Origin of the sequence: Streptomyces sp. NPDC093260 (assembly GCF_040683715.1) — a bacterium.
Classification (GTDB): Bacteria; Actinomycetota; Actinomycetes; order Streptomycetales; family Streptomycetaceae; genus Streptomyces; species Streptomyces sennicomposti.
On the sequence record NZ_JBFBEK010000008.1, the window covers coordinates 55,087 to 79,965 of the forward strand.

At 71.9% G+C, this 24,879-nt stretch carries 22 protein-coding genes; 9 read left to right on the forward strand and 13 right to left on the reverse strand.

Translation table 11 applies throughout. The annotated features are described in order from the left end of the window. Positions 1-66: 66 nt before the first annotated feature. From AB0N63_RS12425 to AB0N63_RS12435, 3 genes are all read right to left on the reverse strand, one after another. On the reverse strand, positions 67-1,119 hold the full coding sequence (locus tag AB0N63_RS12425) for a polyprenyl synthetase family protein (RefSeq protein ID WP_365527723.1): 1,053 nt from the start codon (positions 1,117-1,119) through the stop codon (positions 67-69). Next, positions 1,112-1,396 carry a polyprenyl synthetase gene (locus AB0N63_RS12430; RefSeq protein ID WP_365527725.1) on the reverse strand — a complete coding sequence of 95 codons (285 nt, stop codon included), beginning with the start codon at positions 1,394-1,396 and terminating at the stop codon, positions 1,112-1,114. The genes AB0N63_RS12425 and AB0N63_RS12430 overlap by 8 nt, the downstream gene beginning before the upstream one ends. Before the next feature lie 528 nt (positions 1,397-1,924). Continuing rightward, entirely contained in the window at positions 1,925-3,448 is a 1,524-nt protein-coding gene (locus AB0N63_RS12435) for a fatty acid--CoA ligase family protein (RefSeq protein WP_365527728.1), read from the reverse strand. Positions 3,449-3,686: 238 nt separating this feature from the next. Here AB0N63_RS12435 and AB0N63_RS12440 point away from each other — a divergent pair, with 238 nt between their 5' ends. The 4 genes from AB0N63_RS12440 (at position 3,687) to AB0N63_RS12455 (ending at position 9,240) form a co-directional block, all read left to right on the forward strand. Beyond that, the gene (locus AB0N63_RS12440; RefSeq protein ID WP_365527731.1) at positions 3,687-5,312 is read left to right on the forward strand and encodes an NAD(P)-binding domain-containing protein; all 1,626 of its coding nucleotides are present in this window, start codon (positions 3,687-3,689) and stop codon (positions 5,310-5,312) included. After that, on the forward strand, positions 5,309-6,430 hold the full coding sequence (locus AB0N63_RS12445) for an alpha-hydroxy acid oxidase (RefSeq protein WP_365527733.1): 1,122 nt from the start codon (positions 5,309-5,311) through the stop codon (positions 6,428-6,430). The genes AB0N63_RS12440 and AB0N63_RS12445 overlap by 4 nt, the downstream gene beginning before the upstream one ends. Further along, the gene (locus AB0N63_RS12450; protein ID WP_365527735.1) at positions 6,424-7,881 is read left to right on the forward strand and encodes a cytochrome P450; all 1,458 of its coding nucleotides are present in this window, start codon (positions 6,424-6,426) and stop codon (positions 7,879-7,881) included. Before AB0N63_RS12445 ends, AB0N63_RS12450 begins: the two co-directional genes overlap by 7 nt. Before the next feature lie 90 nt (positions 7,882-7,971). Beyond that, positions 7,972-9,240: a cation:proton antiporter gene (locus AB0N63_RS12455; RefSeq protein WP_365527737.1), complete on the forward strand. Its 1,269-nt coding sequence runs from the start codon at positions 7,972-7,974 to the stop codon at positions 9,238-9,240. Between the two features lie 240 nt (positions 9,241-9,480). Here AB0N63_RS12455 and AB0N63_RS12460 read toward each other — a convergent pair whose 3' ends face one another. Together AB0N63_RS12460 and AB0N63_RS12465 are read right to left on the reverse strand one after the other, a co-directional pair. Next, on the reverse strand, positions 9,481-9,834 hold the full coding sequence (locus AB0N63_RS12460) for a nuclear transport factor 2 family protein (RefSeq protein WP_365527739.1): 354 nt from the start codon (positions 9,832-9,834) through the stop codon (positions 9,481-9,483). 44 nt (positions 9,835-9,878) lie between these two features. Next, positions 9,879-10,673: an SDR family oxidoreductase gene (locus AB0N63_RS12465; protein WP_365527741.1), complete on the reverse strand. Its 795-nt coding sequence runs from the start codon at positions 10,671-10,673 to the stop codon at positions 9,879-9,881. A gap of 80 nt (positions 10,674-10,753) precedes the next feature. On the opposite strand from AB0N63_RS12465, the gene AB0N63_RS12470 reads away from it, so the two are divergent. Beyond that, positions 10,754-11,569, forward strand: coding sequence for a MerR family transcriptional regulator (locus AB0N63_RS12470; protein ID WP_365527743.1), 816 nt, complete (start codon positions 10,754-10,756; stop codon positions 11,567-11,569). A gap of 212 nt (positions 11,570-11,781) precedes the next feature. Here the strand turns inward: AB0N63_RS12470 and AB0N63_RS12475 are convergent, their stop codons facing one another. Further along, on the reverse strand, positions 11,782-12,537 hold the full coding sequence (locus tag AB0N63_RS12475) for a methyltransferase domain-containing protein (protein ID WP_365528149.1): 756 nt from the start codon (positions 12,535-12,537) through the stop codon (positions 11,782-11,784). 598 nt (positions 12,538-13,135) lie between these two features. Between AB0N63_RS12475 and AB0N63_RS12480 the strand changes: the two genes are divergently transcribed. Further along, positions 13,136-13,615: a hypothetical protein gene (locus AB0N63_RS12480; protein WP_365527745.1), complete on the forward strand. Its 480-nt coding sequence runs from the start codon at positions 13,136-13,138 to the stop codon at positions 13,613-13,615. A 258-nt stretch (positions 13,616-13,873) separates the two neighbouring features. Then, on the forward strand, positions 13,874-15,961 hold the full coding sequence (locus tag AB0N63_RS12485) for a LysM peptidoglycan-binding domain-containing protein (RefSeq protein WP_365527748.1): 2,088 nt from the start codon (positions 13,874-13,876) through the stop codon (positions 15,959-15,961). A gap of 312 nt (positions 15,962-16,273) precedes the next feature. Here the strand turns inward: AB0N63_RS12485 and AB0N63_RS12490 are convergent, their stop codons facing one another. The 3 genes from AB0N63_RS12490 to AB0N63_RS12500 all read right to left on the reverse strand — a co-directional run bounded on the left by AB0N63_RS12490 (position 16,274) and on the right by AB0N63_RS12500 (position 19,967). After that, positions 16,274-16,840: a type 1 glutamine amidotransferase domain-containing protein gene (locus AB0N63_RS12490; RefSeq protein ID WP_365527750.1), complete on the reverse strand. Its 567-nt coding sequence runs from the start codon at positions 16,838-16,840 to the stop codon at positions 16,274-16,276. Between the two features lie 319 nt (positions 16,841-17,159). Continuing rightward, entirely contained in the window at positions 17,160-18,335 is a 1,176-nt protein-coding gene (locus AB0N63_RS12495; RefSeq protein WP_365527753.1) for a glutathione-independent formaldehyde dehydrogenase, read from the reverse strand. A 516-nt stretch (positions 18,336-18,851) separates the two neighbouring features. After that, positions 18,852-19,967 carry a hypothetical protein gene (locus tag AB0N63_RS12500; protein ID WP_365527755.1) on the reverse strand — a complete coding sequence of 372 codons (1,116 nt, stop codon included), beginning with the start codon at positions 19,965-19,967 and terminating at the stop codon, positions 18,852-18,854. A gap of 497 nt (positions 19,968-20,464) precedes the next feature. Between AB0N63_RS12500 and AB0N63_RS12505 the strand changes: the two genes are divergently transcribed. Next, complete coding sequence (locus AB0N63_RS12505; protein WP_365527758.1) at positions 20,465-20,770, forward strand: hypothetical protein; 306 nt, start codon at positions 20,465-20,467, stop codon at positions 20,768-20,770. Between the two features lie 107 nt (positions 20,771-20,877). Here the strand turns inward: AB0N63_RS12505 and AB0N63_RS12510 are convergent, their stop codons facing one another. The 3 genes from AB0N63_RS12510 to AB0N63_RS12520 form a co-directional block, all read right to left on the reverse strand. After that, positions 20,878-21,438, reverse strand: a complete 561-nt coding sequence (locus AB0N63_RS12510; RefSeq protein ID WP_365527761.1) for a PAS domain-containing protein — start codon at positions 21,436-21,438, stop codon at positions 20,878-20,880. A gap of 501 nt (positions 21,439-21,939) precedes the next feature. Then, positions 21,940-22,095, reverse strand: a complete 156-nt coding sequence (locus tag AB0N63_RS12515) for a hypothetical protein (protein ID WP_365527764.1) — start codon at positions 22,093-22,095, stop codon at positions 21,940-21,942. Between the two features lie 105 nt (positions 22,096-22,200). Next, the gene (locus AB0N63_RS12520) at positions 22,201-22,740 is read right to left on the reverse strand and encodes a phenolic acid decarboxylase (protein ID WP_365527765.1); all 540 of its coding nucleotides are present in this window, start codon (positions 22,738-22,740) and stop codon (positions 22,201-22,203) included. A gap of 137 nt (positions 22,741-22,877) precedes the next feature. Here AB0N63_RS12520 and AB0N63_RS12525 point away from each other — a divergent pair, with 137 nt between their 5' ends. Beyond that, entirely contained in the window at positions 22,878-23,411 is a 534-nt protein-coding gene (locus AB0N63_RS12525) for a MarR family transcriptional regulator (RefSeq protein WP_365527768.1), read from the forward strand. A 268-nt stretch (positions 23,412-23,679) separates the two neighbouring features. Here AB0N63_RS12525 and AB0N63_RS12530 read toward each other — a convergent pair whose 3' ends face one another. Further along, entirely contained in the window at positions 23,680-24,630 is a 951-nt protein-coding gene (locus tag AB0N63_RS12530; RefSeq protein WP_365527770.1) for an SDR family NAD(P)-dependent oxidoreductase, read from the reverse strand. Positions 24,631-24,879: the final 249 nt, after the last annotated feature.

Below are 24,879 nucleotides of genomic sequence, written 5' to 3' on the forward strand. Positions count from 1 at the left end.
GGCAGGGGCGGATCAGTGTGGGTGGTCGGGCCGGTGCGGGCGGTCGGGCGGGCGAGGGTGATCTGGTCAGTGATGACGGTCGGTGGCCGAGCCGGCGAGCTCGGTCAGGGCCCGGCGGGCCGGCTCCGGCAGATCGAGGGCGTCCAGGCTGCCGACGGCTTCCCGCACCCGGGAGGCGATCATGTCCTCCATCTGGTCGGGGGCCTTGAGGGCGGTCATCAGCTCGCGCACCTCGCGCAGATCCTCGGCGGTGAGGTCCCGGCGGCCCAGCACGCCGGCGAGGCGCTGGCGCTGGTCGGGCGGGGCGGCCCGCCAGGTCACGGCCAGCAGCGCGGTGGGCCGCCGGCCGCGGAGGTCGTCCAGGCTCGCCTTGCCCGTGCGTCCGGGGTCCCCGAACAGGCCCAACAGGTCGTCACGCAGCTGGAACGCCTCGCCCAGCGGCAGCCCGTACGCGGACAGACCGGCCCGCAGCCGGGCGGCGGCACCGGCGAGCAGCGCGCCGATGAGCAGCGGGTGCTCGACCGTGTACTTCGCGGTCTTGTAGCGCACCACCTTGAGCGACACGAGCGGGTCGGGTTCTCCGCCGGTGTGGAGGATCTCCAGGCACTCGCCGGCGATCAACTCCCTCGCCAGGTCGCCCCACACCGGGCGCGCGCGGGTGAGGTAGGCGGCGGGCAGACCGCTGGTGGCGAACAACTGCCCCGCCAGTGCCATCAGGTGGTCGCCGACCAGCATGGCCAGTGCGCGGGCGGCGCCCCGGGCACCCGGCCGGCCGGTGACCACGGACCGCAACGCCACGTGAGCGGTGGGCAGTTCATGGCGCAGCGGGCTGTCGTCGATGAGGTCGTCATGGACGACCGCGGCGGCGTGGACCAGTTCCATGGAGGCCGCCGCGCGTACGAGGGAAGCGCTGTCGGGCTGGCCGGCCGCGCGCCAACCCCAGTAGCAGAACGCCGCCCGCAGCCGCTTGCCGTGCTCCGCCGCCGCCCGCAGTTGCCCGGCGACCGGCGCGAGCGCGTCGTCGATCGCGCGGAGCCGCTCGGCCTCCTCGGCGAGGAACTCGTGCAGGACGGTGTCGACACGGGCCTTGAACGCGGCGGTGTCGAAGCGCTCAGACATCGCCGCCGGGCGCCGTCCGGCGTGTCGCCGCGTGCCGGGCCAGCACCTCCAGGTGGGCGGGCGGTGCGGCGGCGTAGCGGTCCAGGGCGATACGGCCGCGGGCCAGCAGATCCTGGTGGGCGTCGCGTGCGAGGTCGGGCCCGTCGGACCGGCGCAGCAGCTGCCGTGCCGTGCCGAGGGCCGAACTCACGGTGCTGACGGCCAGGTCCGCCAGGCCCGCCACGAGCAGGACCGCCTGCTCGTCCAGCCCCCGGCCGTCGGCCTGAGAAGAGGTCATACCGGTCGTCCCCCAGTTCTGGAACCAGGCTCCGTCACCGTGGCGGCCGGGGGTGGTCCCCGGCCCGGGCGTTCCGCGGCCCGGACGTGCCTGCGCGCTCCAGCACACTGCGTCTGGGTGGGGGCAGGCCGTCGAAGCTCGCCAAACCACCTGTTCGGGTGAACAGGTGGGCTGGTCGGCTGCGGTGGCGAACGGGGTCGGGCTCCGGTGCGGGTCACCCTGCCGTCCACCTGCGGGATCCGGCCGGCGACGAGGTCGGCGTCGTCGGAGACCAGGAAGGCGAGGGCGTTGCCGAGGTCGGCCGAACCGACGCCCGTTTGATGGCTGCACGGCCGTCATCCGGGCGATCGCCTCCTCGGCGCTCGGGCGGGTCAGCGCGTGCACGGTGTCCTTGCTGGCCGGGGACGCCACATCGCGGTTCTGGGTCAGGGTGATGGCCGAGCCGGTGTTGACGATGCGTCCCCGGCCGGCGGCCCGCGCCCCGGGACGACCGCCCGGGCGAGGAGCAGGGTCGGCGCGCCGGACCGCTCAGGGGCGTGTCAGCAGGGCGCGCAGGGCGGCCTTGTCGGGCTTGCCGCTCGCCGCGACGGGGACGTCGGTGAGGGTGCTGACGCCTGCCGGGACGCTGGCGTCGCCCAGGACCCGTGCCACCAGTTCGAGCAGCGCCTCCTCCTGCGGTGCGCGGCCCGGTTGCGGGACCACGAAGGCGTGGATGGCCTCGCCCGTCCGCTCGTCCGGGATCCCGACGACGTATGCCTGGTCCACGTCGGGGTGGGAGGCGAGGAGGCGCTCGATGGGGCCCGCGTAGTGCACGACGGCGTTGACGATGACGACGTCGCGCGCGCGTCCGGTCAGCCGGAGGTGGCCGCCCGCGTCCAGCCGGCCGAGGTCCCGGGTGCGGACCCAGCCGTCGCGCAGGACGTCCGAGGTCTCCCGCGGGTCCTCCCAGTAGCCGCTGAACGCGTCCGCCGCCCGCACCCACACCTCGCCCGTGCCGCCCGGCGGGAGGTCGCGGCCGTCCTCGTCGCGCACGGTCATCTGGACCGTGTCGAGGGGGCGTCCCACCGTGTCGGCGAGGCGGGGGTCGGCGGCGAGTTCCTCGGGTTCGAGGAGGGTGAGCATGCCCGTCTCGGTCTGTCCGTAGGCGTGGTGGGCCACCGGCCCGAGCAGTTCGGCCGCCTCGGTCAGCCGGTGCGGGGCAAGAGGGGATCCGGCCACGACCAGGGCGCGCAGACTGCTGGTGTCCGCGCCGGTGTCGCGCACCGCGTCGAGGATGCCGTACAGGCGTGGCACCGTGGTCATGCAGGCGGTGACGCGCAGGTCGGCGAAGACGTCGGGGAAGACCAGAGGCCGGTGCGGTACGACGGCGGTGCCCCCGGCCAGCAGGGCGAGGCCCAGGTGCTCGAACATGACGGCACTGGTGAGGGTGCCGAAGAGCAGGAACCGTTCGTAGCGCGCCGCGAGGCGCCGGACGCGGTCGGTCCAGCGGGCGGGCTGAAGGGCCCAGTGCTCCGAGAGGGCCCCGTAGGTCACCATCGTGCCCTTGGGCCGGCCGGTGCTGCCGCTGGTGAGGTGGATGACGCCGACGCCGTCGCGGTCGCCGCGGGGAGTGAGGTCGCCGGGTGCGGCGGTGAAGCCCTTCGGGGGCCGCAGCGCGCCGCCGGTCTCCAGGAGTCGTGACCGCCCCGCGGCAGCAGTCAGTTCGGGGCGGCTCGCGGCGTCGTCCGTCACCACCGCCTCGATGTCCCGGGCGAGGATGTCGCGCAGGTGCTCACGGGTCAGTCCGGGGCGCAGTCCGACCACCTGGCAGCCGACGAGGTGGGCCGCGACGCGCACCGCGAACGCCTCCGGTGTGACGCCGGTGTCGAGGGCCAGGCGGGCTCCCGGGGCCAGGCCGGCGGCGCGCAGCCCCCGGACGAAGCCGGCGGTCAGCTCGAGCACCTCCCCCCGGGTGACCGTGCGTGCCCCGTGCTCGAAGGCGGGCAGGTCGGGGGCGTCACGGAAGGCTTCGACGAACGCCTGCGGAAAGAGGGTCCCGGGCTTTTCGTCCACTTGGTCTCCATTCTGGACCGGAAGCAGCCGACATAAAGACGGCGTGAATGTCTGGAAAGCGACCATGCCGAACGGCGAATGGGCTCACTCGGACCGTCAAACACGCCCCACGTTAATCGAGGGAAGAAATTCACCGACCGGAGGAGCAAGTGACCTACGTCACACCGAGGCGGTCTGGCTCAGTGCTTTAACCATCAAGTAAGGTCCTTTCCGCCCCCACGGAAGGCAGGACGAATCCATGTCCGCTTTAACGCAGGTTGACTATCTCGTCATCGGCGGCGGCCCCGCGGGCCTCCAGGCCGGCTACTTCCTGGAAAAGAACGGCCGAGATTACCTCATCGTGGAGCAGAGCGACGCTCCAGGAGCCTTCTTCACGCGTTTCCCCCGACACAGAACGCTTATCTCGTCCAACAAGGTGCACACCGGCTGGAGCGATCCGGAACTGCGTCTGCGCGTTGACTGGAACTCCCTCCTCTCGGACGACGGACCGCTCTTCACCGCCTACTCCCCGCGCTACTTCCCGCCGGCCGACGACATGGTCCGCTACCTGGCGGACTTCGCGCGGACCCAGGGACTGCGCCTCCGCCTCGACAGCCGGATCACCCGCGTCACCCGGCCCACGGACGGCCTCTTCACGGCGACGGACCAGAATGGCAACGTTATCCGCGCGCGCCGGATCCTCGTCGCCACGGGGGTCTCCCGGCCGTACGTGCCGGACATCGAGGGCGTCGAGGAGGCCGAACGCTACGACACGGTGACCGTCGACCCCGCGGCCTTCACCGACCAGCGCGTCCTCGTCATCGGGCGCGGCAATTCCGCTTTCGAGACCGCCGACAATCTCATCGAGACCGCCGCCGTCATCCACGTCGCCGGACCCGGCTCCCTCAAACTCGCCTGGCGGACTCACTTCGTCGGACATCTCCGCGCGGTCAACAACAACTTCCTCGACACCTATCAGCTCAAGTCACAGAACGCCGTACTGGACGGCGACATCCTGCGCATAGCACGGCAGCCGGACGGCACTTATCTGGTGAGCGTCAGATTCGCACGCGTCGAGGAAGTGGTGAAAGACATCCCGTACGACCGGGTGATCCTGGCCACCGGATTCCGCTTCGACGCCTCGATATTCGACGACGACTGCCGTCCCGATCTCGTCGTCAAGGACCGATTCCCGCTGCTCACCAGCGCGTGGGAATCCGTGAACGTACCCGGCCTGTATTTCGCCGGGACGATCACCCAGTCCCTCGACTTCAAGAAGTCCACCAGTGGTTTCATCCACGGCTTCCGGTACGGGGCGAAGGCGCTCAGCCGCATACTCGAACGCCGGTACCACGACCGGGACTGGCCGCACGCCGACCTGCCCGCCACCGCGGATGCGGTGAGCGACGCGATCATCACGCGGGTCAACCGCACCTCCGCCCTGTGGCAGCTGTTCGGGTTCCTCGGCGACGCGGTGCTGCTCGGCACCGACGGCGGGACCCGGTACTGCGAGGAGGTCCCGGTGGCGCATCTGCACGAGGCCGCCGCCCGGGGCGAGTTCGGGGCCCTGGCCGGCTACTTCGCCGTCACCCTGGAGTACGGCGCCGACCACGACCAGGTCGACCCCTTCGACGTCACCGTCACAAGGACACCCCAGCGGGACACCGGTGGCCTCGACGCACGCTATCTCCACCCGGTGGTACGGCAGTTCCTGCCGGACGGCACCGGCAAGCCGGTCGCGGAACACCACCTCACGGAGAACCTGGAGAACGAGTGGGACGACCCCGACGTCCACGTCGGCCCGCTCGGCTCCTTCCTCGCCTCCCGGCTCTCCGCCGGGGAGGGTCTCCCGGCCGGCGGAGCAGCCGCCGCGCCCAGGCCGTGACCGGCCCGCGGACGGGCCCGGCGTACGATCCGGCCGCACTGGCACTCCGGGCCCGCGCGGAACTGCGGCCGGAGCACTACGACTTCATCGCCGGCGGGGCGGGCGAGGAGACGGCACTGCGGGAGAACGAGGACGCCTTCGCCCGGCTGGCCCTGCTCCCCCGGGTGCTGCGCGGCGGCCCCGGCCCCGGCACGCGCGTGGGTGTGCTGGACCGGGAGTGGCCGGCGCCGCTCTTCGTCTCGCCGACCGCCTTCCACCGTCTCGCGCATCCCGACGGCGAACTGGCCACCGCGCGTGCAGCCGCCGCGGCCGGCACCCCGCTGGTCACCGGCATGGCCGCCACCATCGCCGTCGCGGACGTCGTCGCGGCGGCCCGCACGAGGGACCCGGAGGCCGTCGTCTGGTTCCAGCTGTACCTCCAGCCGGAACACGAGGTCACCGCCGAACTCGTGCGCCGGGCCGAGCGGGCCGGCTGCTCCGCCCTCGTGGTCACCGTCGACTCCCCCGTGTTCGGAAGCCGCACCCGGGACCTGCGCAACGGCTTCCACGACCTGCCGCCCGGTCTCGCGGCCGAGAACATGCGGGACCTGCCCGGCGCCGCGCCCGGCGGCACCCTCGACATCGCCATGTGGCCGGCGGGCTGGGACGATCTGCGGCGGCTGCGCGACCTGACCGACCTGCCCCTCGTCCTCAAGGGCGTGCTGCATCCGGCGGACGCGCAAACGGCGGTCGAGCAGGGCGTGGACGCGCTGCTCGTGTCCAACCACGGGGGACGGCAGCTCGACGCCGCTCCGGCGGCGGTCGAGGCGCTGCCGGCCGTCGCCGAGGCCGTCGCGGGACGGATACCGGTCCTCATGGACGGCGGGGTGCGCCGCGGCACCGACATCGCGCTCGCCCTGGCCCTGGGAGCGGTCGCCGCCGGCGTGGGGCGGCCGGTGCTGTGGGCGCTGGCGACGGCCGGTGAGGACGGGGTGAGGGAACTGCTGAGCGCGCTGCGCGCGGACTTCGCCCAGGTGCTCGCCCTCTGTGGCGGGCACCGGCCAGGGGACCTCACGGCCGACCAAGTCGTCACACGCGGGTTCCCGCGTCACCGGCCGGAAGGAGAACGCACATGGTGAACCGGAGGACGACGGCGGCGACGGCGCTGGGCGGCGCACTGCTGCTGTCCCTGCCCGCCTGGCTGCCCGGCCGGGTCGTCGCCCTGAGGATGAAGGTCTTCGCCCGTGTCAACGGCGACGAGGGCATACCGCTGCCCAGCGCCGTCTTCGGCGCCGACCGCTTCCAGGAGGTCTACGGCCACCCCGCCGCCGGGGGCCGCAGCAGGGGCGCGGCACTGTCCGACCTGTTCTGGTACTGGCTCGCGCCCGGCGCCGACGTCCACCAGGAGCATCTGGAGGCCGGTCCCCGCTACGACGAGGTGGCCCGGCGGACGCTCGCCATCCTCTCCGGCCCGTCGGCCGAGCTGTACGCCGCCGCGGCGAGGGCGACCCGGCGCATCCTGGAGACGGCGGACACCGGTCGGACCCGGTCCGTGCGGCTGCGTGACCTGATGATGCCGGTGTGGGCCGAGTTCTTCTACGAACTGGTCTTCCGAGAGCCCTGCCCGGCCGAGGCCCGGCGGCTGATCGTCGGCAACGCCACCGACGTGGTCGACGCCCTCAAGTGCATCCGGCTGCGCCACATGCGCCGCAGGAACCGGCTGACCCGCTATCTGCTGCGCCGGCTGGCCGCCGGTGATGTGCCCCACGAGCTGCCCGGCGGTCTGACCCCCCGCCAGCAGGCGTTCTATCTGCAAGGCACCTTCTTCAACACCGCCGTGGTCCAGATGTCCGAGGCGATGGCCCATCTCCTGCTGGCCCTGGCCCAGCACCCGGACGTGCAGCGGAGGGCGGCGGACACGCCAGACGACGACCGCTATCTGTCGTACGTCATGAACGAGACGTTCCGGCTGTTCCCGCTGTTCGGGGTGGCGCATCGCATCACCACCGCCGACATCGCGCTCGACGGCCTGCCCACGATCCCGGCGGGCTCCGTCCTCACCTTCAGCTACCCCGACTACCACGCCACCGGTCACACCGATCCCGAGCGCTTCGATCCGGAACGCTGGGCGACGCGGTCCGCGAAGAACGCCCACCACATCCCCTTCGGCGTCGCCGCCAACCGGCCCTGTCCCGCCTGGCGCCTCGCACCGGTCGTGATGCGCGCCGCGACCCGGGAGGTGCTGGCCCGCTACGTGCTCGACTCACCGGTCGGGCACACCCGTTCCATCCCCCACCGCGCTCCCTGTCTGCTGCTGCCCCGCGAGCGGCCCGTCTCCCGGGCCACCAGGGTCGCGCTGCGCACGGCGCTGGCCGTTCGCGACCGGGCCGAGGACGTCGGACGCAGCCTGCTGCAACTGGTCCTCGGCACCTGGATGGTGCTGGACGCCCGGCGTACCAAGCCCGCCACGACGTACTTCGCCCGGTACGACACCGAAGGCCGCCCGCTGGGCGCCGGCGGTGCGCCGGGCGCCGGGGCGGGACGGGAGCACGGCGTTACGGCCTGCCCGTACCCGGGCCAAAGGACGTGAAGCCGTCATCCCCGCAGACCCTCGTGGACGTCCCCGGCTCCGCACGGGCCCGCACGGGACTCCATGGGTCTCCTCCCCCAGGAGTCATCGTTGTCCACCACCGAGATGGGCCCGGCGTTCTTCCTGGCCGTGGCCGTCATCCTCAGCGTCTGCCGTCTCGTCAGTCTGCTCCTGCGCCGCCTCGGCCAGCCGCCCGTGGTCGGGGAGATGGTCGCCGGGGTGGCCCTCGGGCCGTCCGTTCTCGGCCTGCTCTCCCCCGGCCTGGAGAAGTCCCTGTTCCCGGACGAGATGCGGCCCGTGCTGTACGTGGCCGGGCAGGTCGGTCTCGTCGTCTTCATGTTCCTGTCCGGCTACGAGTTCCGGACCGACCGGCTTCGGTCGGTGGGCCGCACGGCGGTGCCCGTCTCGGCGGCGGGCGTCGTGGTGCCCCTTCTGCTCGGCTCCGGGCTGGCCTGGGCGGCGCACGGGACGGTGGACCTCTACCCGGACGGTGTCTCGCCCACGGTGGGCGCACTGTTCGTCGGGGTCACCGTGGCCATCACCGCGTTCCCCATGCTGGCCCGGATCATCACCGAACGCGGCCTGACCGACACCCGCTTCGGCTCGGTCGCGCTGGCCTCCGGTGCGCTGGACGACGCCGTGGCATGGGTGCTGCTGGCGATGGTGCTGAGCATGGCGGGCGGCAACGCCGACACGTTCCTGCTGGCCGTGGGCGGCGCGGCCGGGCTCGCCGTGTTCCTCGGCGCCTTCCTCCGCGTCCGGGCCAGGGCCCTGGAACGGGCGCGACGGCTCACCGAGGAGCACATGCTCCTGGTCACCGTGCTCCTGCTGTTCCTCGCCGCCTGGTACACCGACCGCATCGGCCTGTACGCCGTGTTCGGCGCCTTCAGCCTCGGCGTGGTCTTCCCCCGCGACCCGGTGGCGACCCGCGCCGTGACGGCCATCGCACCGATCAGCCGCATCGTGTTCCTGCCCCTGTTCTTCACCTACTCGGGGCTGAACACGGACTTCACGCTGCTGTCCGGCAGCGGTGTGATCCTGTTCACCGTCGCCTGTGTGGCGGTGGCGATCATCGGCAAGTTCGGCGCCTGCTGGGCGGCGGCGCGGATGCTGGGCGAGCCGCCGGAGATCGCCCTGCGGGTGGGCGCGCTGATGAACGCGCGCGGGCTGATGCAGCTCATCGCCATCAACGTCGGCCTCAACGCGGGCATCGCCTCGCCGGCCCTCTTCGGCGTCCTGGTCGTCGTCGCCCTGGTCACCACGGTGATGACGGCTCCCGTACTGACGTCGCTGGACCGGCGGGAGGCGGCTCGGCACCCGGACGAGAACCCGGCGGCCGAGATGCGCCCTGCGCGGTAGCGGGCTCGCCGGGCGGGGTGCCACCCGAAGGCGGGGGGCTGAGGGCGCGGCGGCGCGCACGGGTACCTGCGTCTGTCGCCGGCATGTCCAGAGCCGCGTACGTCCTCGCAACGGCCCTGCCGCCGGTCGGTCGACAGGATCAACAGGGGTTGCTCACCCCCCTTCTTGCGGCGCCGCGTGAACACGGAAGTCACCCGGTCGGACGATCACGCCCCGCTGCCCCCGGCCCCCGCGGGACGTTCACATGCACGGGGTGATGGTGAGTCCGGTGATGCGTCCGTCGTCGTCGAGCGTGAAGGCGTGGGCGAGGTCGACGGTGCCGCCGGGGAAGTCGCCTTCGAGGCGCTGGGTCACCGTCCAGTGCCGGTCGTCGTGCGGGACGGCGGTGAGCGGGGTGGTCGTATAGCTGTACTCGGTCGAGGTCCGGTCCAGCCAGGCCCGGACCTCGACACGGCCGCGGTGGGTGCGGCCGTCGTCGACGACCGCGGCGGCGGGTGCGAAGCAGTCGGCCGCCGTGGGCACGTCGTGGCGGGCGTGGGCGTCGAGGTACGTCCGGACGCGGACGGGCAGGTCGGGGAAGCCGTTCGGGGTCATGCGGGTTCTCTCCTCGGGTGCGAGGCGGGTCGGACGGTGGTGGGTCAGACGGTGGGGACCGTGCCGCTGTCGATGGTGTGCTCGGCGCCCGTGATCGCGGCGGCGCGGTCGGAGACGAGGAAGGCGACCAGTTCGGCCACCTCCTCGGGGTGTGCGGGGCGGCCGAGGGGGATGCCTCCGAGCGAGGCCAGCACCTGCTCCCAGGCAGCGGCCCGGTCGATGCCCTGCGCGTCGGCGATGCGGCCGACCAGGGCCGTGGTGCCCTCCGTCGCGATGGCGCCCGGGGAGACCACGTTGACCCGTACGCCGTGCGGCGCCAGTTCGCGGGCGAGGCCCTTGCTGTACGTGGTCAACGCGGCCTTCGCGGCGGCGTAGCCGAGCGTGGCGTCGGGCAGGGGCAGACGCCGCTGGATGGAGGAGACGTGGACGACCGCGCCCCGGCCCGCGCCGCGCATCGCCGGCAGCAGCGCACGGTCCAGGCGGACGGCGGCCAGCAGGTTGAGGGCGAGCTCGTCCTGCCAGTGCGCGTCGGTGAGGGCGGCGAACCCGCCGGCCGGCGCGTGGGAGCCGCCGAGCGTGTGCACGACGACATGCGGAGTGCCGAGCCGGCCGCGCACCGCAGAGACGACGGTGCCGACGCCTTCCGGCGTGGTCAGGTCGGCCGTGACGAACAGGGGGTCCGGGGCCGCGTCCGCGGGCGCGGTACGCGCCGTCGCGAGCACGGTGGCGCCGGCCGCGCGCAGGCGTGCCGCGATCGCGGCACCGGTGCCCCGCCCGGCGCCCGTGACGACGGCGAGGCGCCCCGTGAGATCGGGGAGAAAGGAGGTGGTACTGGTCATGGGGGCGAGCGTGCCGCCTCCCGCGACACACGGGTCAAGCGCTGCACTCTCCCCCCGCGGGAGGGTGCACAGTGGGATCCGTGCTGACGATCGGCGAGTTCTCCCAGCTGACCCACCTGAGCATCCGTACGCTGCGCCGCTACCACGAGGCCGGGCTGCTGGAGCCCGCGCACGTGGACCCGTCGAGCGGCTACCGGTACTACGACCCCGGCCAGATCCCCACCGCGCAGGTCATCTCCCGGCTACGGGAACTCGACGTACCGCTCGCCGACGTCCGGCGGATCCTGCTCACCCCGGACCCCGCCGTGCGGGCGCACCTGGTGGGCGAACACCTGCAGCGGCTCCAGGACCAGCTGTCACGGACCCAGGCGGCCGTCGCGTCGCTGCAACGGCTGCTGCGCCCCGAGCCGGCCGGTGTCGCCGTCGAGCTGCGCCACACGCCCGCGCGGCGCGTGGCCGCGGTGCGGGGCACGGTCACGCACGAGGAGGTGCTGCCCTGGTACGCGGGCGCCATGGCCGAGCTCGACGCCGTCGTCGACGCGCCCGCGGGCCCCCCGGGCGGCCTCTACGACAACGCGCTGTTCAGCGAGGGCCGCGGGGACGTGCTCGTGTACGTCCCGGTCGCCGCCCCCGTGCCGGACCTGGGGCGCGTGCACGGCACCGAGCTGCCGCCCGCGGAACTGGCGGTCACCGTGCACCCGGGGACCCACGACACCATCGACGTCACCTACGGCGAGCTGGGCAGGTGGGTCGCCGACCACGCCCTCGCCGTGGCGGGGCCGGTTCGCGAGACCTACCTCGTGGGCCCGCGCGACACCGGGGCCGCCGACCGGTGGCGCACCGAGATCGGCTGGCCGGTGTTCCGGGTCGCCGACGCCGGTCCCCGCCCGGTCTGACCGCGGGACGGCCCGACGGGGACGGTGCCGGCCTCCGCGACCGCCGCCTGCCGGTCGGACGACGGCCGGACGTGGCGCAGGTCGTCAGGGGGCCGGGGAACAGCGGCCCGTGCGTCTTGGGGTCCTCGCCCACGAGCGCGGGCCGGTGGCTGAGGTGGAACGCCTCGTCGCGAGTCAGTGGCGGACCGGGGTCTCCTCGCAGCGGTGCCGCATCAGCGAGCGGCCACCAGTAGATCGACGACGTAGACCTCTTCCACCGCCTCAGCGGGGAAAGCCTCCCTCAGTCGCCTGCGCTCCTCGGCGAGAAAGGCACGGTTCGCGGCCTGGCCGAGCACGAGGAACGCCGAGCGACTGCTGATATTGGCGAGGTGTGTGTCGAGGGAGACTGTGCGCTGCCAGCGGATCTGTCGGCGCGTGACCCGCAAGCCGCTCAGCCCCGCAAGCCGGATCGCCTCATCGCCGTCGGGACGCGCAGAACGCGCCGGAAGGCCGCAATGGTGCGCGATGCGCTCGTGCTGGGCACGGATCCACGGCACGTCGAAGGCGGTGGTGTTCCACCAGATCGCCAGCGCGCCATCCGGGCACAGAACACGCAGTGCCTCCGGGACGGAACGGCTGGTGTCGGTCCACTGCCATGACTGCGCGTACGTGACGAGGCCGTGCGAGGAATCGGCGAGCGGCAGGGCGTTGCCGTCCCCCCGGACGACCGGCACGTCAGGGAGTACCCGACGGAACTCGACGGCCATCGCGTCACCGGGTTCGACGGCGATCACGTCGGCACCCCGCTCACGCAGGAGCCTGGTCGCGATTCCCGTGCCCGCACCGACGTCCGCGACGCGGAGACCGACCAGCGAACGGCCCAGGGACTCCTCGACGGCGTCGAAAAGCGCGGACGGATACGACGGGCGGCTCGCCTCGTACTGAACGGCCGCCGAGTTGAACGAATGAGCGCGTGAGCCGGCAGTCATCTCCTCATCATGGTCCACGCGGTCCGGCGTTGGGCACCGAGCACTCACGCCGGTGATCGTTTCAGGTCACCGCACGGCTGGCCGTGTGTCGGAAGCGGATCTCGGCCCGTGGATGACCAGGCTTCATGAGGCGGGGAGATCTCACGGACGAGCAGGCGCCCTGACCGCCCGCCGCCCTGACCGGCGCGTCGGTGGCAGGAGCCCTCCTCGCCGCAGGCTCGGCGACCGCCACGTCCCCGCCGTTCCTCGACGCGCTCATCGACGGTGAGACACGGGGGCGGCAGCGGCCTTTCCGGCTGACGCGAGCAGGTGCTTCGCTCCCGGGCCCGACGTGATGCGCTCCCGCTCTGGCGTGCGCCGCCACGGGACCCCATCGGCCTAACTGTGGTGGTGGTGCGCGGCAGACCGGGTCCAAGCTCATTGGCAGAACCGACCGTACGGGCCGTATCGGGGCCGTCGCACTGTCCTGGCCCCGCCCCGTACCTCCGCCGGACCCGCGGTCCGCGGCGCGCGCGGTCACGTGACGGCTCGACACACGACCCGGGCGACCGGAGTGCGGCAGACGGAGATCGGTTTCCCCGATGGCCAGGAGGGCGATGTGGCGCTTACCGAGAGTGATCTTCTGGATGCCGGTGACGACGGCCTCATGGAGCTGTTCGGCAGGAGTCGGGCCGGTGACATCCCGAAGGGGCCGCTGGAGGGCACCGGCGTCATCCGCTGGGGAGGCAGCGGTCTCGCCCGTCCGTTGGCCTGGCTGGTGCGCTCGGCCCTCTGGCGGGGCAAGGTCTTCTCTCCTGACGGACATCTGAGCAACCGGATGACCTCGTTCGACGTGCTCGCCCTCCTCGCCCAGGTCTACAAGGGGCCGAGTCTGGTCGACGAGCAGGAGTGCATCGTCATCGACTACTCCAGGATCTCCCTCGCCGCCCGCGGGGTCCGAGACGAGATGCGCCAGGTCGGCCCGGACCTGTACCTCGGCGTGGTCTGGCTGTTCGGGGTCAGGGTCGGCTGGTTCGTTCTCAGGGTGCCCGAGGTCGGCCGCACGTTTCCCGGCGACGGAGAAGCTGCGGCCGGATAGCCACGACGTCGGACGAGCCCTCCGACCCGGCCCATCTCGCCCCGTAAGGCGGGGGTCCGTGTCGAGGACGGCCCTGGAAGGCATTCCGGGGACACGCCCCCATGTCGTCCGTCGGCAGGCGGGACGGCAACTGCAGCGAAAGGCCCGACGACCGTGAACTCTCCTGGCATATCCGTCCGCAGGCCGGCAGCCCTCGGCGGGCGACCGAGGCGGCGGCATTCCCTCCGTCTGTCCACCACCGCGACAGCCGCGGCGGCCATGGTCCTGGCCATCGCCCACACCCCCACTGCGGCCGCAGACGCCGCACCCGGTCCGCTGTCCGGCACCGTCACGGGCGCGGGCAAGCCGATCCGGGGGGCCCAGGTGACGCTGTTCGCCGGCTCCCGCTCGGGGGTCAGGGAACTGGGCCGTGCGAGGACCGACGCCACCGGAGCCTTCCGGATCTCGTACGCCGCCCCCGCTGCCGGAACGCTGTACGTGGAGGCCACGTCGGCCGATGCCCGCCGGCTGCGCCTGCGCTCCGTGGTGGCGGTCGGCGAGGGTGGCGCCGTCCGGGCGCGGACGCTGAGCCGGGTACAGGTCAACGAGCTCACCACCGTCGCCACCGCCTACGCCCTGGCCCAGTTCAGCGGCCGGCGCGGTATCGACGGGCCGAGCCCCGGACTGCAGAACGCCGCCGCCACGACGTTCAACCTCGTCGACCCGGCCACCGGCAGACCCGGCGGCGCGGTCACGGGCACCGACAACGGCACAGGCAACGAAACCCTCGCCACCCTCGACACGCTCGCCAACCTGGTCTCCCTCTGCGTCGCGGACACCGGCCGGTGCGAGAGCCTGCTGCGGCTGGCGACACCTCCCGGCACCGCGGCTCCGCAGGACACCGCGCAGGCGCTGACGAACCTGGCCCGCAACCCCACACTGGCTCCGGCACAGCTCTACGCCCTGGCACGCACCGCGCACCACTACGCCCCCTCGCTCACCACACCTCCCGCGGCCTGGATACTGGCGTTGCGCCACACCGACACCGACCTGTACGCCCCGGGCCGCATCGCCTTCGACGCCAAGGGCAACGTCTGGGCCTCCGACAACTGGCTGCCCGGCACCCAGAACCCCACCCCTTACATCAGCGTGCTCGATCCCACCGGACGCCCGATTCTGGGCAGCCCGATCCAGGGCGGTGGGATGAAGGGCGGAGACTGGGGCGCCGCCGTCGCCCCGGACGGCTCCGTCTGGATGAGCAGCTACGGCGGCAACTCGGTCGCGCACTATTCCGCCGCCGGCACACCGCTGTCGCCTCCGAAGGGATGGCGGAACGGCGGACTCATCCATCCACAGGGCGTCGCCGTCGACCAGCGGGGCAACGTGTGGATCGCGAACAACTACGGGCTGGAGACCGCACCGGGTCAAGGCAACGTGGTCGTCTACCCGCACGGCGATCCCACCAAGGCGATCACCGTCACCGGCGGCGGCCTCAACCACCCCTTCGCCGTCCAGATCGACGGCCAGGGGCGGGCGTGGGTCAGCAACGCCGGTCTGGGCGGCGCACAGCTGGTGAACACACGCCTGGCACCCCTCGTCGGCAAGTTCGGTGGCAGCGTCACCGTCATCGGACCCGACTTCAGACCCACGGCCAACTCGCCCATCGAAAGCGGTTCCTTCACATGGCCCCTGGGCATCGCCATCGACTCCGCTGACAACGCCTGGCTCAACAGCTACGTCAACAGCCAGATCACCCGGCTCTCACCCGACGGCGCCGTCGCGGGTGTCTACAGGCTTCCCGAGAAGACGCTCCCCTGGTCGGTGGCCGTCGACGGATCCGACCGGGTGTGGGTGGCCGGCTTCGGTACTCCCGGCGTGTGGACGCTGTGCGGCGTGGACACGACCGTCTGCCCGCCCGGCAGCACCACCGGCACCCTCCTGTCACCCCGTCAAGGCTTCCGGAACAAGGCACTCCAGCACCTCACCGCGGTGCAGATCGACCAGTCCGGCAACGTCTGGCTGGCCAACAACTGGTCCCGTCTCGTCCCGCCCACCGGCGGCACGGGACTGGTGGAACTCATCGGACTCGCGACCCCGGTCTGCACCCCCCTCACCCCCTTGCCCGTACGGCCCTCCGCAGCCTCCCCCGTCCCGTGCGCCGGCCGGAAGCCGGCAGCCGATCCACCGACCGGACAGCGGACGGAGCAGGCCGGCACCGGCCTCTACACCGTGCGGCCGGGAGACACCCTCGCCGGCATCGGCCGTGCGCACGGCCAGTCCTGGCAGACCCTGTACCGCAGGAACGAAGACGTCATCGGAGCCGACCCGGACCGCATCACACCCGGCCAGCACCTCGTCCTTCACTGAACCGCTCCGGAGCCGATCCCCGAGGAGCGTGGTGCGGGGGTCGTCGAAGACGACGGGCGCTGTGCCGCACAGGTCCTCGGCCGCCTCGCCGCCGTGACCGTGCACGCTGAGCGGGGACTCTCGCTCCTCGGGCAGATACACCGCCAGGTAGACGAGATGAGCGGCGGCAGGAAGGCCGGCGGCCTGGGTAACCGGAAAGCTGCGCAACGACGATCACCGAGATCTCGTGCTCGGTACGCACCCGCAGCCCCGGGCCGGAGGAGTCCCCGCTCCTGCAGAAAGGCCCGGAAAGCGCCTGGTCTCGTCGCCCGGCTAGGCGCCGGAGACCGGGCTGCCGGCCTGGGCGAACTGCTCGACGATGGCGGCGCAGAAGGCCGGCAGGTCGTCGGGCGACCGGCTCGAGGTGAACTGGCCGTCGATGACGACCTCCTCGTCGACGACCTCGGCTCCCGCATTACGCAGATCCGTGCGGATGCTCGGCCACGAGGTGAGCCGGCGTCCGCGTACGACGTCGGCCTCCGCCAGGGTCCAGGGGCCGTGGCAGATCGTGGCTACGGGCTTCCCCGTGTCGACGAAGGCCTTGACGAAGCCGACGGCGTCCTGGTTCACACGCAGTTGATCGGGGTTCATGGTGCCGCCGGGCAGCAGCAGGGCGTCGTAGTCGTCGGTGGAGGCGTCCGAGACGAGCCGGTCGACGGAGAAGGTCCCTGCGGAGTTCAGGTCCCCCTGGCGCGCCTGGATCTCGCCGGGATGGATGGAGAGGACGTCTGTCTTCGCCCCGGCACCGTGCAGGGCGCCGCGTGGCTGCTCGAGCTCGACGCGCTCGACGCCGTCGGTTGCCAGGATCGCGACCTTCCGATCGCGGAGTTGGTGCGCCATGGTACTCATTCCTTGGAGTGGTGGGCTGGTGAGGACTGTCCGGTGTCGCGGCGCCGTGACACACGCCGTGGGCTCGACAAGCTCACCGCCGGCAGTGCCAGGGTCTTCAGGAGCGGGTTCATGCCCTGCCTGTCGAGTCCGAGTCGAGGTGGGATCCGCCGTTCCGCCTCTTGGCCGGGCCGCGGGCGACCGCCGCTGGGTCGGATCCGAGCGGAGCGCCCGCGGACAGGGCTCGTCCGGCCCCGGCATGGCCGTCGCCCCGTCTGCCCGGACCGGTCCGGGCAGACGGGGTACAGGCGGACGGCGGACGGCAACTCTCTTACCGCTTATGGCCGTTGCCGTGTCCGTTGGGATGCAGGACCACCTTGGTCCAGCCCTCGTCACGGGCGTCGAAGTGCTCGTAGGCGGTGGGGGCCTCGTCCAGGCTGAGCTCGTGGGAAACGACGAAGCTCGGCTTCGCCTTCCCGCCGGCGATCAGATCCCGCAGCGCCCGGTTGTACCTCTTCACCGGAGCCTGCCCGGTTCCCATGCGCTGTCCCTTGAACCACATCATGCCGAAGTCGATCGGGACCTTGCCCTGGGCCTCCAGCTCGCCTTGCGCCTCGGTGCCGCCGGGGTCCTGGGGCAGGAACACGCCCACCACGCCGATGTCGCCGGTGAACCTGACCGAGTCGATCAGGCCGTTGAGCGTGAGACTGGCGTCCTCGTGTCCTTCAGGGTCGTGGGCCTGGTAGCCGACGCATTCGCAGCCGTTGTCGGCACCAAGACCGAGGGTGGCCTCCTTCACGACCTCCGCCGGGTCCTGCTCGGCGGTGTTGATCGGAATGGCCCCGATCTCCTCCGCCTTGCGCAGCCGGTCGGGCTGGTGGTCGGCCACCCAGACGCGGCCGGCGCCCTTGAGGAGGGCGGAGTAGGTCGCCATCAGCCCGACCGGACCGGCCCCGAAGACGATGGTCTGGTCACCCGGCTTGACGTGGGCCATCTCGGTGGCGTGATAGCCGGTCGGGAAGATGTCGGCGAGCATCACGTAGTCGGTCTGCCGCTCGGCGGCGTCCTCGCCCAGACGCAGCGCGTTGAAGTCGCCGTAGGGCACGCGCAGCAGCTCCGCCTGGCCGCCCTGGTAGGGGCCCATGTCGGCGAACCCGAAGGCGGCTCCGGCGAGATCAGGTTGCGGTTGCATGGTCAGGCAGTAGTTGGTCAGACCCCGCTCGCACTGCTTGCAGAACCCGCAGGCGATGTTGAAGGGCAGGACGACATACTCGCCGACTTGGACCTTGCGGACGGCCGAGCCGACCTCCACGACCTGGCCCATGTTCTCGTGTCCCAGGGTGCGGCCGGACTCGAACGAGGTGCGGCCCTCGTACATGTGCAGGTCCGAACCGCAGATGTTGGTGGTGGTGATCTTTACGATGATGTCGCAGGGATGCTCGATCTTCGCGTCCGGTACGTCCTTCACTGCGACCGTCCGCGGTCCTTCGTATACCGCTGCCTTCATGGTGACTTCTCCCGGTGTCGCGGTACGACCGTGACACTGCGATGATGAGACGGCGCAAAGAGCCCGGCTCCCGGAAGCGCACGACGGAGTCCGTGGCTTCGGCACGCCTCTGCGGGCCGCCCACCCGGATCGGGTGGAACGGTGGTGTCTGCCGTCGGGCCGTCAAGTGGAGCTTCGGCACTCCGGCGGCGTGCTGGGCGAGTCCCCCTCGGCTCACATCGCGAAACAACCACGCACCGATCGCTCAGCCGACTCTTCGCGCCCGGTCGGCCAAAGACCCGTCGCAGGTCGCCAGCCAGGGTCTTCCGTTTGGACCAGGCCGGATCAGGGAGCGGGGTCCGGTGATGGGGGCGCTTCCCACGCCGTTCAGGCAGTCGGGAGCGTCGCAAGGCGGAGGAGAGTGACATGGCGGAGCCATGACAACCGACGACAACGCCGCGCGGGGGTCCCTGCTCGAAGAGCCTGGTGGAGCGGCATCACACCCCCGCGAGCCCGGCAGGGCCCGCACGAGAGTCCCTAGTCACCGTCGTCCTCGCGCATGTGGCGACGATCCTGTTCACGCCTGGAGAAGGCGGCTGCCCGGACCGCCTCGTCACTCTCGAAGCCCGATCCGAGCGCGCCGCCCACCGTTGCGATCGAAGCGACGAACCAGGACAGCGTCCAGTATTCCGTGGCGTGCAGCGGGGTCCGTGTCACGGAGGCGAAGAGGCGGTCGTTGAGGATGAACAGGGCCCACACCAAGTTGATGACCATCAAACCCGCGTAGCAGACGATCACCCCGATTCCCACGGTCAGGATCGTGGACGCGTTGTAGAGGCTCGTCCTCTTCCTCTCTTCCGGCGAGGGGTCCGTTGATCGGTGCCACAGGTGCGCGTCCACGATCAGCCAGCCGATCATGAGCGCGACGGACCCGACCATGGCGATCACCAGGCGTGGCAGGCTCAGGGCCTCGGACAGGCTCCAGAGGGTGGAGTTCACGGTGGCGATCGCTCCCGTGGCGAGTGCGGCCGCCAGGGCTTTCGACAGACCCGGCACCAGCCGCCACGGCTGGTTGGCTCGGACCATACCTCCGAGCACCCTCAGATAACCGCGCGGCCCGCTGACGACATACCGCAGATCAGCCGTCTCCGCCTCACCGATCGGGCCCGGGTGAATCGGTGCGAGACGGCTGACGAAGCGTCCCAGCGACCGGTGACGCGGAACTCCCCCGGTCCCAGTGGCTTGCTGACTCGCCAAGCTGAGCACGGTCTCCTCCACCGCCCGCAAGGCCCTTCTGCGAAGCCGCAGGCCTCCCAGCGACGGAAGCGACAGCAGCGCCCAGCCGTGTTCATGACTCAGCTCCACTACGAGCTTGTGCCCGTGCGAGTGCAGTGGAAGATCGGTCAGGGCCACGACGATGTCCCAACGCTCCGCCCGCCTGCGGTCCATGATCCGGCGCGTCAACGTCGGCAGGTCCTCGGTCCCTGCGGTGAAGGGCTCGCTGACCACCTCCACGTCGAACCGCCGCCCCTGGCCCGACTTGCGGGCAAGCCGAGCGGGAAGTACCTGGGCCATGCGCCGTGCGATCTCCGTCGGCGCGTCCGGATCCGCCAGGAGAGCCACGACCGTAACGCCCTGCGACGACTTCCGCATGACCGGACCCTCCTCCTCGGCTGCCCCGGCCCCCACCAGTGCCCAGGATGCCCCCGATGTAACGCGGTCACCCAGTAACCGCTGTCGATCCGAAGCCCTGGGCCTACGGCCTGCTTCGTGCGCGAGTCACACAAAGCTTGAGGTGCCGCGCCTCCGCCGGCAGGTGCGGGTGACCGCTGAGGCCGTGACCGAGCCGCCCGAGCCGGTGGTCAGGGCGGAGGCGACCAGCGCGGACCGACGCGCAGGGCCGGTCGGCTGTGAGGTGGGGCCTTTCTGCCCTTACGGCGGCCAGGAGCACCGACAAAACTCGTGTGCGCGGCAGTGCCCTGCTGCGAAGCACCTCCGGTCCGGAGCCCGGATGCCATCCCCTCTCCCCTGCGCGGGGTGCCCTTCACAGTGCGGGCGGCACGGCCGGGACCGCGTCGCGACTGTCACGCCCGACGGCGCGGCCCTCACCTCAGTGTGCTGAGTGAGGTTTCGAAAGGCAGGCAATTCCCATGAACATGCAGCGCACCAAGCGGCTGATCGTCGTCTCCGCGGTCGGCGCCCTGCTGGCCGGCGGCGGCGCGCTCGGCGCGGCCGGGACCGCCGCAGCGACTCCCACGGCCCACCTCTCCTCGTACGCGTCCTCTCACCACTTCGACGACTGCGGCTGGTGGGGCGACGACTGCGGCTACGGCGGCTACGGCTTCGACCACGGCGGCTACGGCGGCTTCGACCACGGCGGCTACGGAGGCGGCGGACACGGCGGCTACGGAGGCGGCGGACACGGCGGCTACGGCGGCGGACACGGCGGCCGCTGATCTCCTCCCATGACAGCGAGGTGTGCGCCCCCTCAGGGGCGCACACGGCACCGGCACGCGAGGTGCGTGGCGATCCACGGTGGCCGAACCGACCGCCAAGGTCGCGGTCAGGGAGTGTCTTTGAGGGCGACTTTCCGTTCCCGGGCGTGGGCCAGGCGCAGTTCCTGGTTCAGCCGGGACAGCTCGCGGGCGCGCATGTACAGCTCGGCCGCCATGCCCTTTTCCCGCTCGTTGAACTCTCCGGTGAGCCCGTCTGCCCGGCGGGAAAGGACGAAGGCGGTGACGTCCTCGGCCCGCTGGACGATCCACTTGACCGCGCCGTCCGGTCCGGGGAGCGGAGTGTGGACCTCGGTCCACCACCGTTCCTCGAACTGATCCGGGCGGCGTGGGTCGGACATGTCGTACCGCTGCAGGGCCAGAGTGTCGGAAAGCCCGGTGTCGAGCACCCGCACCATCGACGCCCTCGGGCTGTGCTGTGCGTCGTCGGGGGCGCTGGGATTCTCCGGCAAGGCGTCGAAGAAGCGGCGGTCGAGCAGTTCGTCCCGGCTGCGGCCGGTGACCGCGCGGTAGGCCGGGTTGACGTAGCGGATCACCAGGTCCGCGTCCAGCACCAGATACGGGCTCGGTGTGGCCTCGAAGAAGGCCGTGAAGTCGATGTCCGCCGTCATCGCGGTCTGCCGTCCTTGGCACGCCCATCGCGACCGGCGAGCGCGACCAGCCACATGACCACCCTACGAGCCATCCGACGGCCCGGCCCGCCGGGAGACGGACGACGGGGAGACGGCCGACGCAGGGCCGCGGCGGCCAGGACCGATCAGCCCTCAGGACCGACGTGGCATGACGCCACCTGGCCCAAGCCGGGCTGAATCCCGCAGGCACTTCTGCGTTACTGGACGGGAACGGCGAGCGCGGCCCCGGGCCGACCTGAGTTCGTTTCGGCCGCCCTCCTGAGGATCAGGGGCCGACGAACCGGTCCGCGCCTGCCGCTCGCGGCTCCGGCGGCCTCCGACCTCTCTCCTTCGGGGGCCGCCGATCTGCTCTCCTTCGGGGGCCGCCGATCTGCGGCGGGCGGGCCCGCTCGTCGGGCCGCGGTGCGGTTGCGGGTCACCGGGCGCGGGACGGCCGGGTCCTCGGTGTCGCGCGGGTACAGGACACGCGGGTCGGGGTCTTCATCCGGCCGCACCCCTGACGGGGCGGGTGCAGTCGTCGATGATCGCCTGGACGATCTGGTCGTCCGGCCCCGGCTCGTGCGGACGGCCGCGCAGGGGCGTGGACGAGGTGGCGTCGGGCTTCCCAGTAGGTGGTGGCGCTTGAACGCGTGGCACGCCACGTACCCCACGGTGTTGAACGCGCCCCGTCGCACCGGAGGTCTGGGCCGGGTCCGGCCTCGGGGAGGTCTGGCGCGCGCTCGCTGAGACCCGTGCCGCCTTTCAGTTGGTGCGGTCGGCGAAGCCTCGGGGCAGGTCCTCGGGGCCCACCGCGACGACGCTCTCATCGTTCTCGCCGACGTACTCGAACAGGGTGATGCGGGCGAACTCCGGGACGACATAGATCGGGTAGGTGGGGCCGGCGTCCCGGTAGGCGCGCATCTCCTCCAGATGGTCGTTCTGGTAGAGCACCGTCTTGCTGCCGTCCTGCTCGATCCACTGCGGGAAGAAGATGGTGCCGTGCAGGACCCGCAGGCGGGGCAGCACGTTGACGACGACCGAGGTGCCGGTCGGTTCGTTCCAGGACACCTTGTAGACGTCGTCGGCGAGCCGCACCAGGTCGACCTCCTGGCCCTTCACCCAGCGGCCGCCGACCATCCCGGAGTGGATGCGGTAGTCGATGGTCGTGGCGTTCTTCACGTACATCTCGTACTGCCAGCCGTTGGCGTACGTGTAGATGAACCGGTGCCCGACGATGCCGGACAGATCCTGCGGCGGGACGGGGTTCTCGACGGTCGTCGGGGTGTCGTGCACGGTGGTCATGGTGGTGCTCCTCGCTGTGCGGCTGGCGGTCACCCGCCGGCGTCGGGTCCGGCCGGTCCGGTGCCCTCGCCCTCCACACCACTTTGCCACAAAATATGTTTGCTACAAAACTCTATCGCCGCGGTCCACAATGGGGCATGCACAACACAGACAGAGCGGCGGACGGGACAGGTGAGCACGGCGCACCCGGGACACCGGAGGCGGCGCGCGTCGCGGCGGGACTGGGCGGACTTCTGGGGCCGCTGCGGCGTGCCGTCCTGCGTGCCACCCGCAACGCCGAGGGGCTGCCCGACCTGCCGGAGGCACAGATCGAACTGCTGCGGGCCCTGTCCTCCTCGCCGGAGGGTCTCAGCCCCGGCGCGGCGGCCACACGTGTGCGGGTGGCGCCGTCCACGGTGAGCAACCTGGTCCGGGCGATGTCCGCCGCACGGCTGGTGGAACGGGTCCGGCCCGAGCACGACCAACGGACTGTGCTGCTCACCGCGTCGGAGGAAGCCCTCCACCTGCTGGAGCGCTACGACCGGGCCAGCACCGCGGCCCTCACCCGCGTCGTGGAGGAGCTGTCCGACGCCGACCGGGCGGCGCTGCACCAGGCGCTACCGGCTCTGCACCGGCTGGTCACCACACTGGAGACCGGTGACGGCACCCGGCCGGACTCGGCCAGTCCTTGATCACGGCGCGACACCCCGTCGAGTGCGACCCCGAACAGTCGCGGAGGGCTTGGCGGTGACGGGCCCGGCTCGGCCCACGGCCGACTGCGCACCCTGCCGTCCGTGTCCCCGTCGCGGACGCCCGCGCGGGCCGCGCGGTGAGCTGGACCGGCGCATGCTCCCGCGCCTCGGTGAACATCCGGCACGGGGCACGGCCGACCAGGGTCAGCCGGCGGTGTCTCCGCCCGGAGGCGGCGGACGCGCGAAGCGGGTGCGAGCGGCTGCTCGCCTACCGGAAGCCGAGGCGTGCATCAGTGCCGGCCAGCTCCTGGCTCGCTGCCCACAGACCGGCGGCGACACCCGGGTCGGCCATGTGGGAGGGGACGGGCTCGCGCCGGGGTGCGCCACGCAGTCCGAAGACCCGCGGCCCCCACAGCTGCCCTCCCCGCACCTCCGGGTCGAGGACGGCACGGACGACGGGCCATGCTCCGGCGGCCTTGCCCTGCACCAGAAGCGCACAGGGCAGGGCGCGCAGTCGCTCGCCGCGGCTCGTCTCGCACACCGGCGGGCGGGACGGGGTCAGGGAGTCGAGCGCGCCGCCGGGGTGGGCCACCACGCTGAGCACCGTGCTGCCGGCCGCACGCAGGCGGCGATCGAGTTCGAAGCCGAAGCACATCTGTGCCAGCTTCGACCGGCCGTAGGTGCGCTTGGGCCGGTAGTCCTGGGTCGACTGCAGATCACCGAGGTCCAGTCGTTCGGACCGGGCCGCGAAGCTCCCCACCGTCACGACGCGGCCCGCCGACGCCGCGGACAACAGGGGGGCCAGCCACTGGGTCAGCGCGAAGTGGCCCAGGTGGTTGGTGCCGAACATCAGCTCGTGACCGTCCTCGGTCTCGCGACGCGGCGGTGCGTCGAGGGCGACTCCCGCGTTGTGGACCACCGCGTCGAGACGACCGACGTCCAGCCCGGCCACCGCGGTCTTCAGGGACGACAGGTCGGCCAGGTCCAGTCGGAGGTGCCGCACGCGAGCGCCGGGAACGCGGGAGCGGATCGAGCCCATGGCGGCCTCGGCCTTCGCGGGGTCGCGGCTGCCGAGTACGACGACCGCGCCGGTGGCGGCGAGCTGTTCTGCGGCGAAGTAACCGATCCCGGCGTTGCCCCCGGTGATCAGGAAGGTCTTGCCCTCGGCGGACGGCAGCCGGTGAACGTCCCACGGCCGGCTCTGGGGTACGGAAGACACGGTGACAGGCTCCTTGCTCTCGGAACGGTGCTCGCAGGAAGCACCGACCCGCTCAAGGTCACAGTCCCGACCGACACATCGCCGACAGATCACGTACACCGCCGACGGATCTCCGACAGCCCGGAGCACGCGGCGGCACGGCGGGCGCGGACCGGTGAGCGAGCGCAGCCGGGCAGGGACGCGGCGGTCGGCTCGGGCGCTCCAACGCGTCCGCTTCCGGGCCACTGCGTCCGCCCGCCGTCAGGCGCT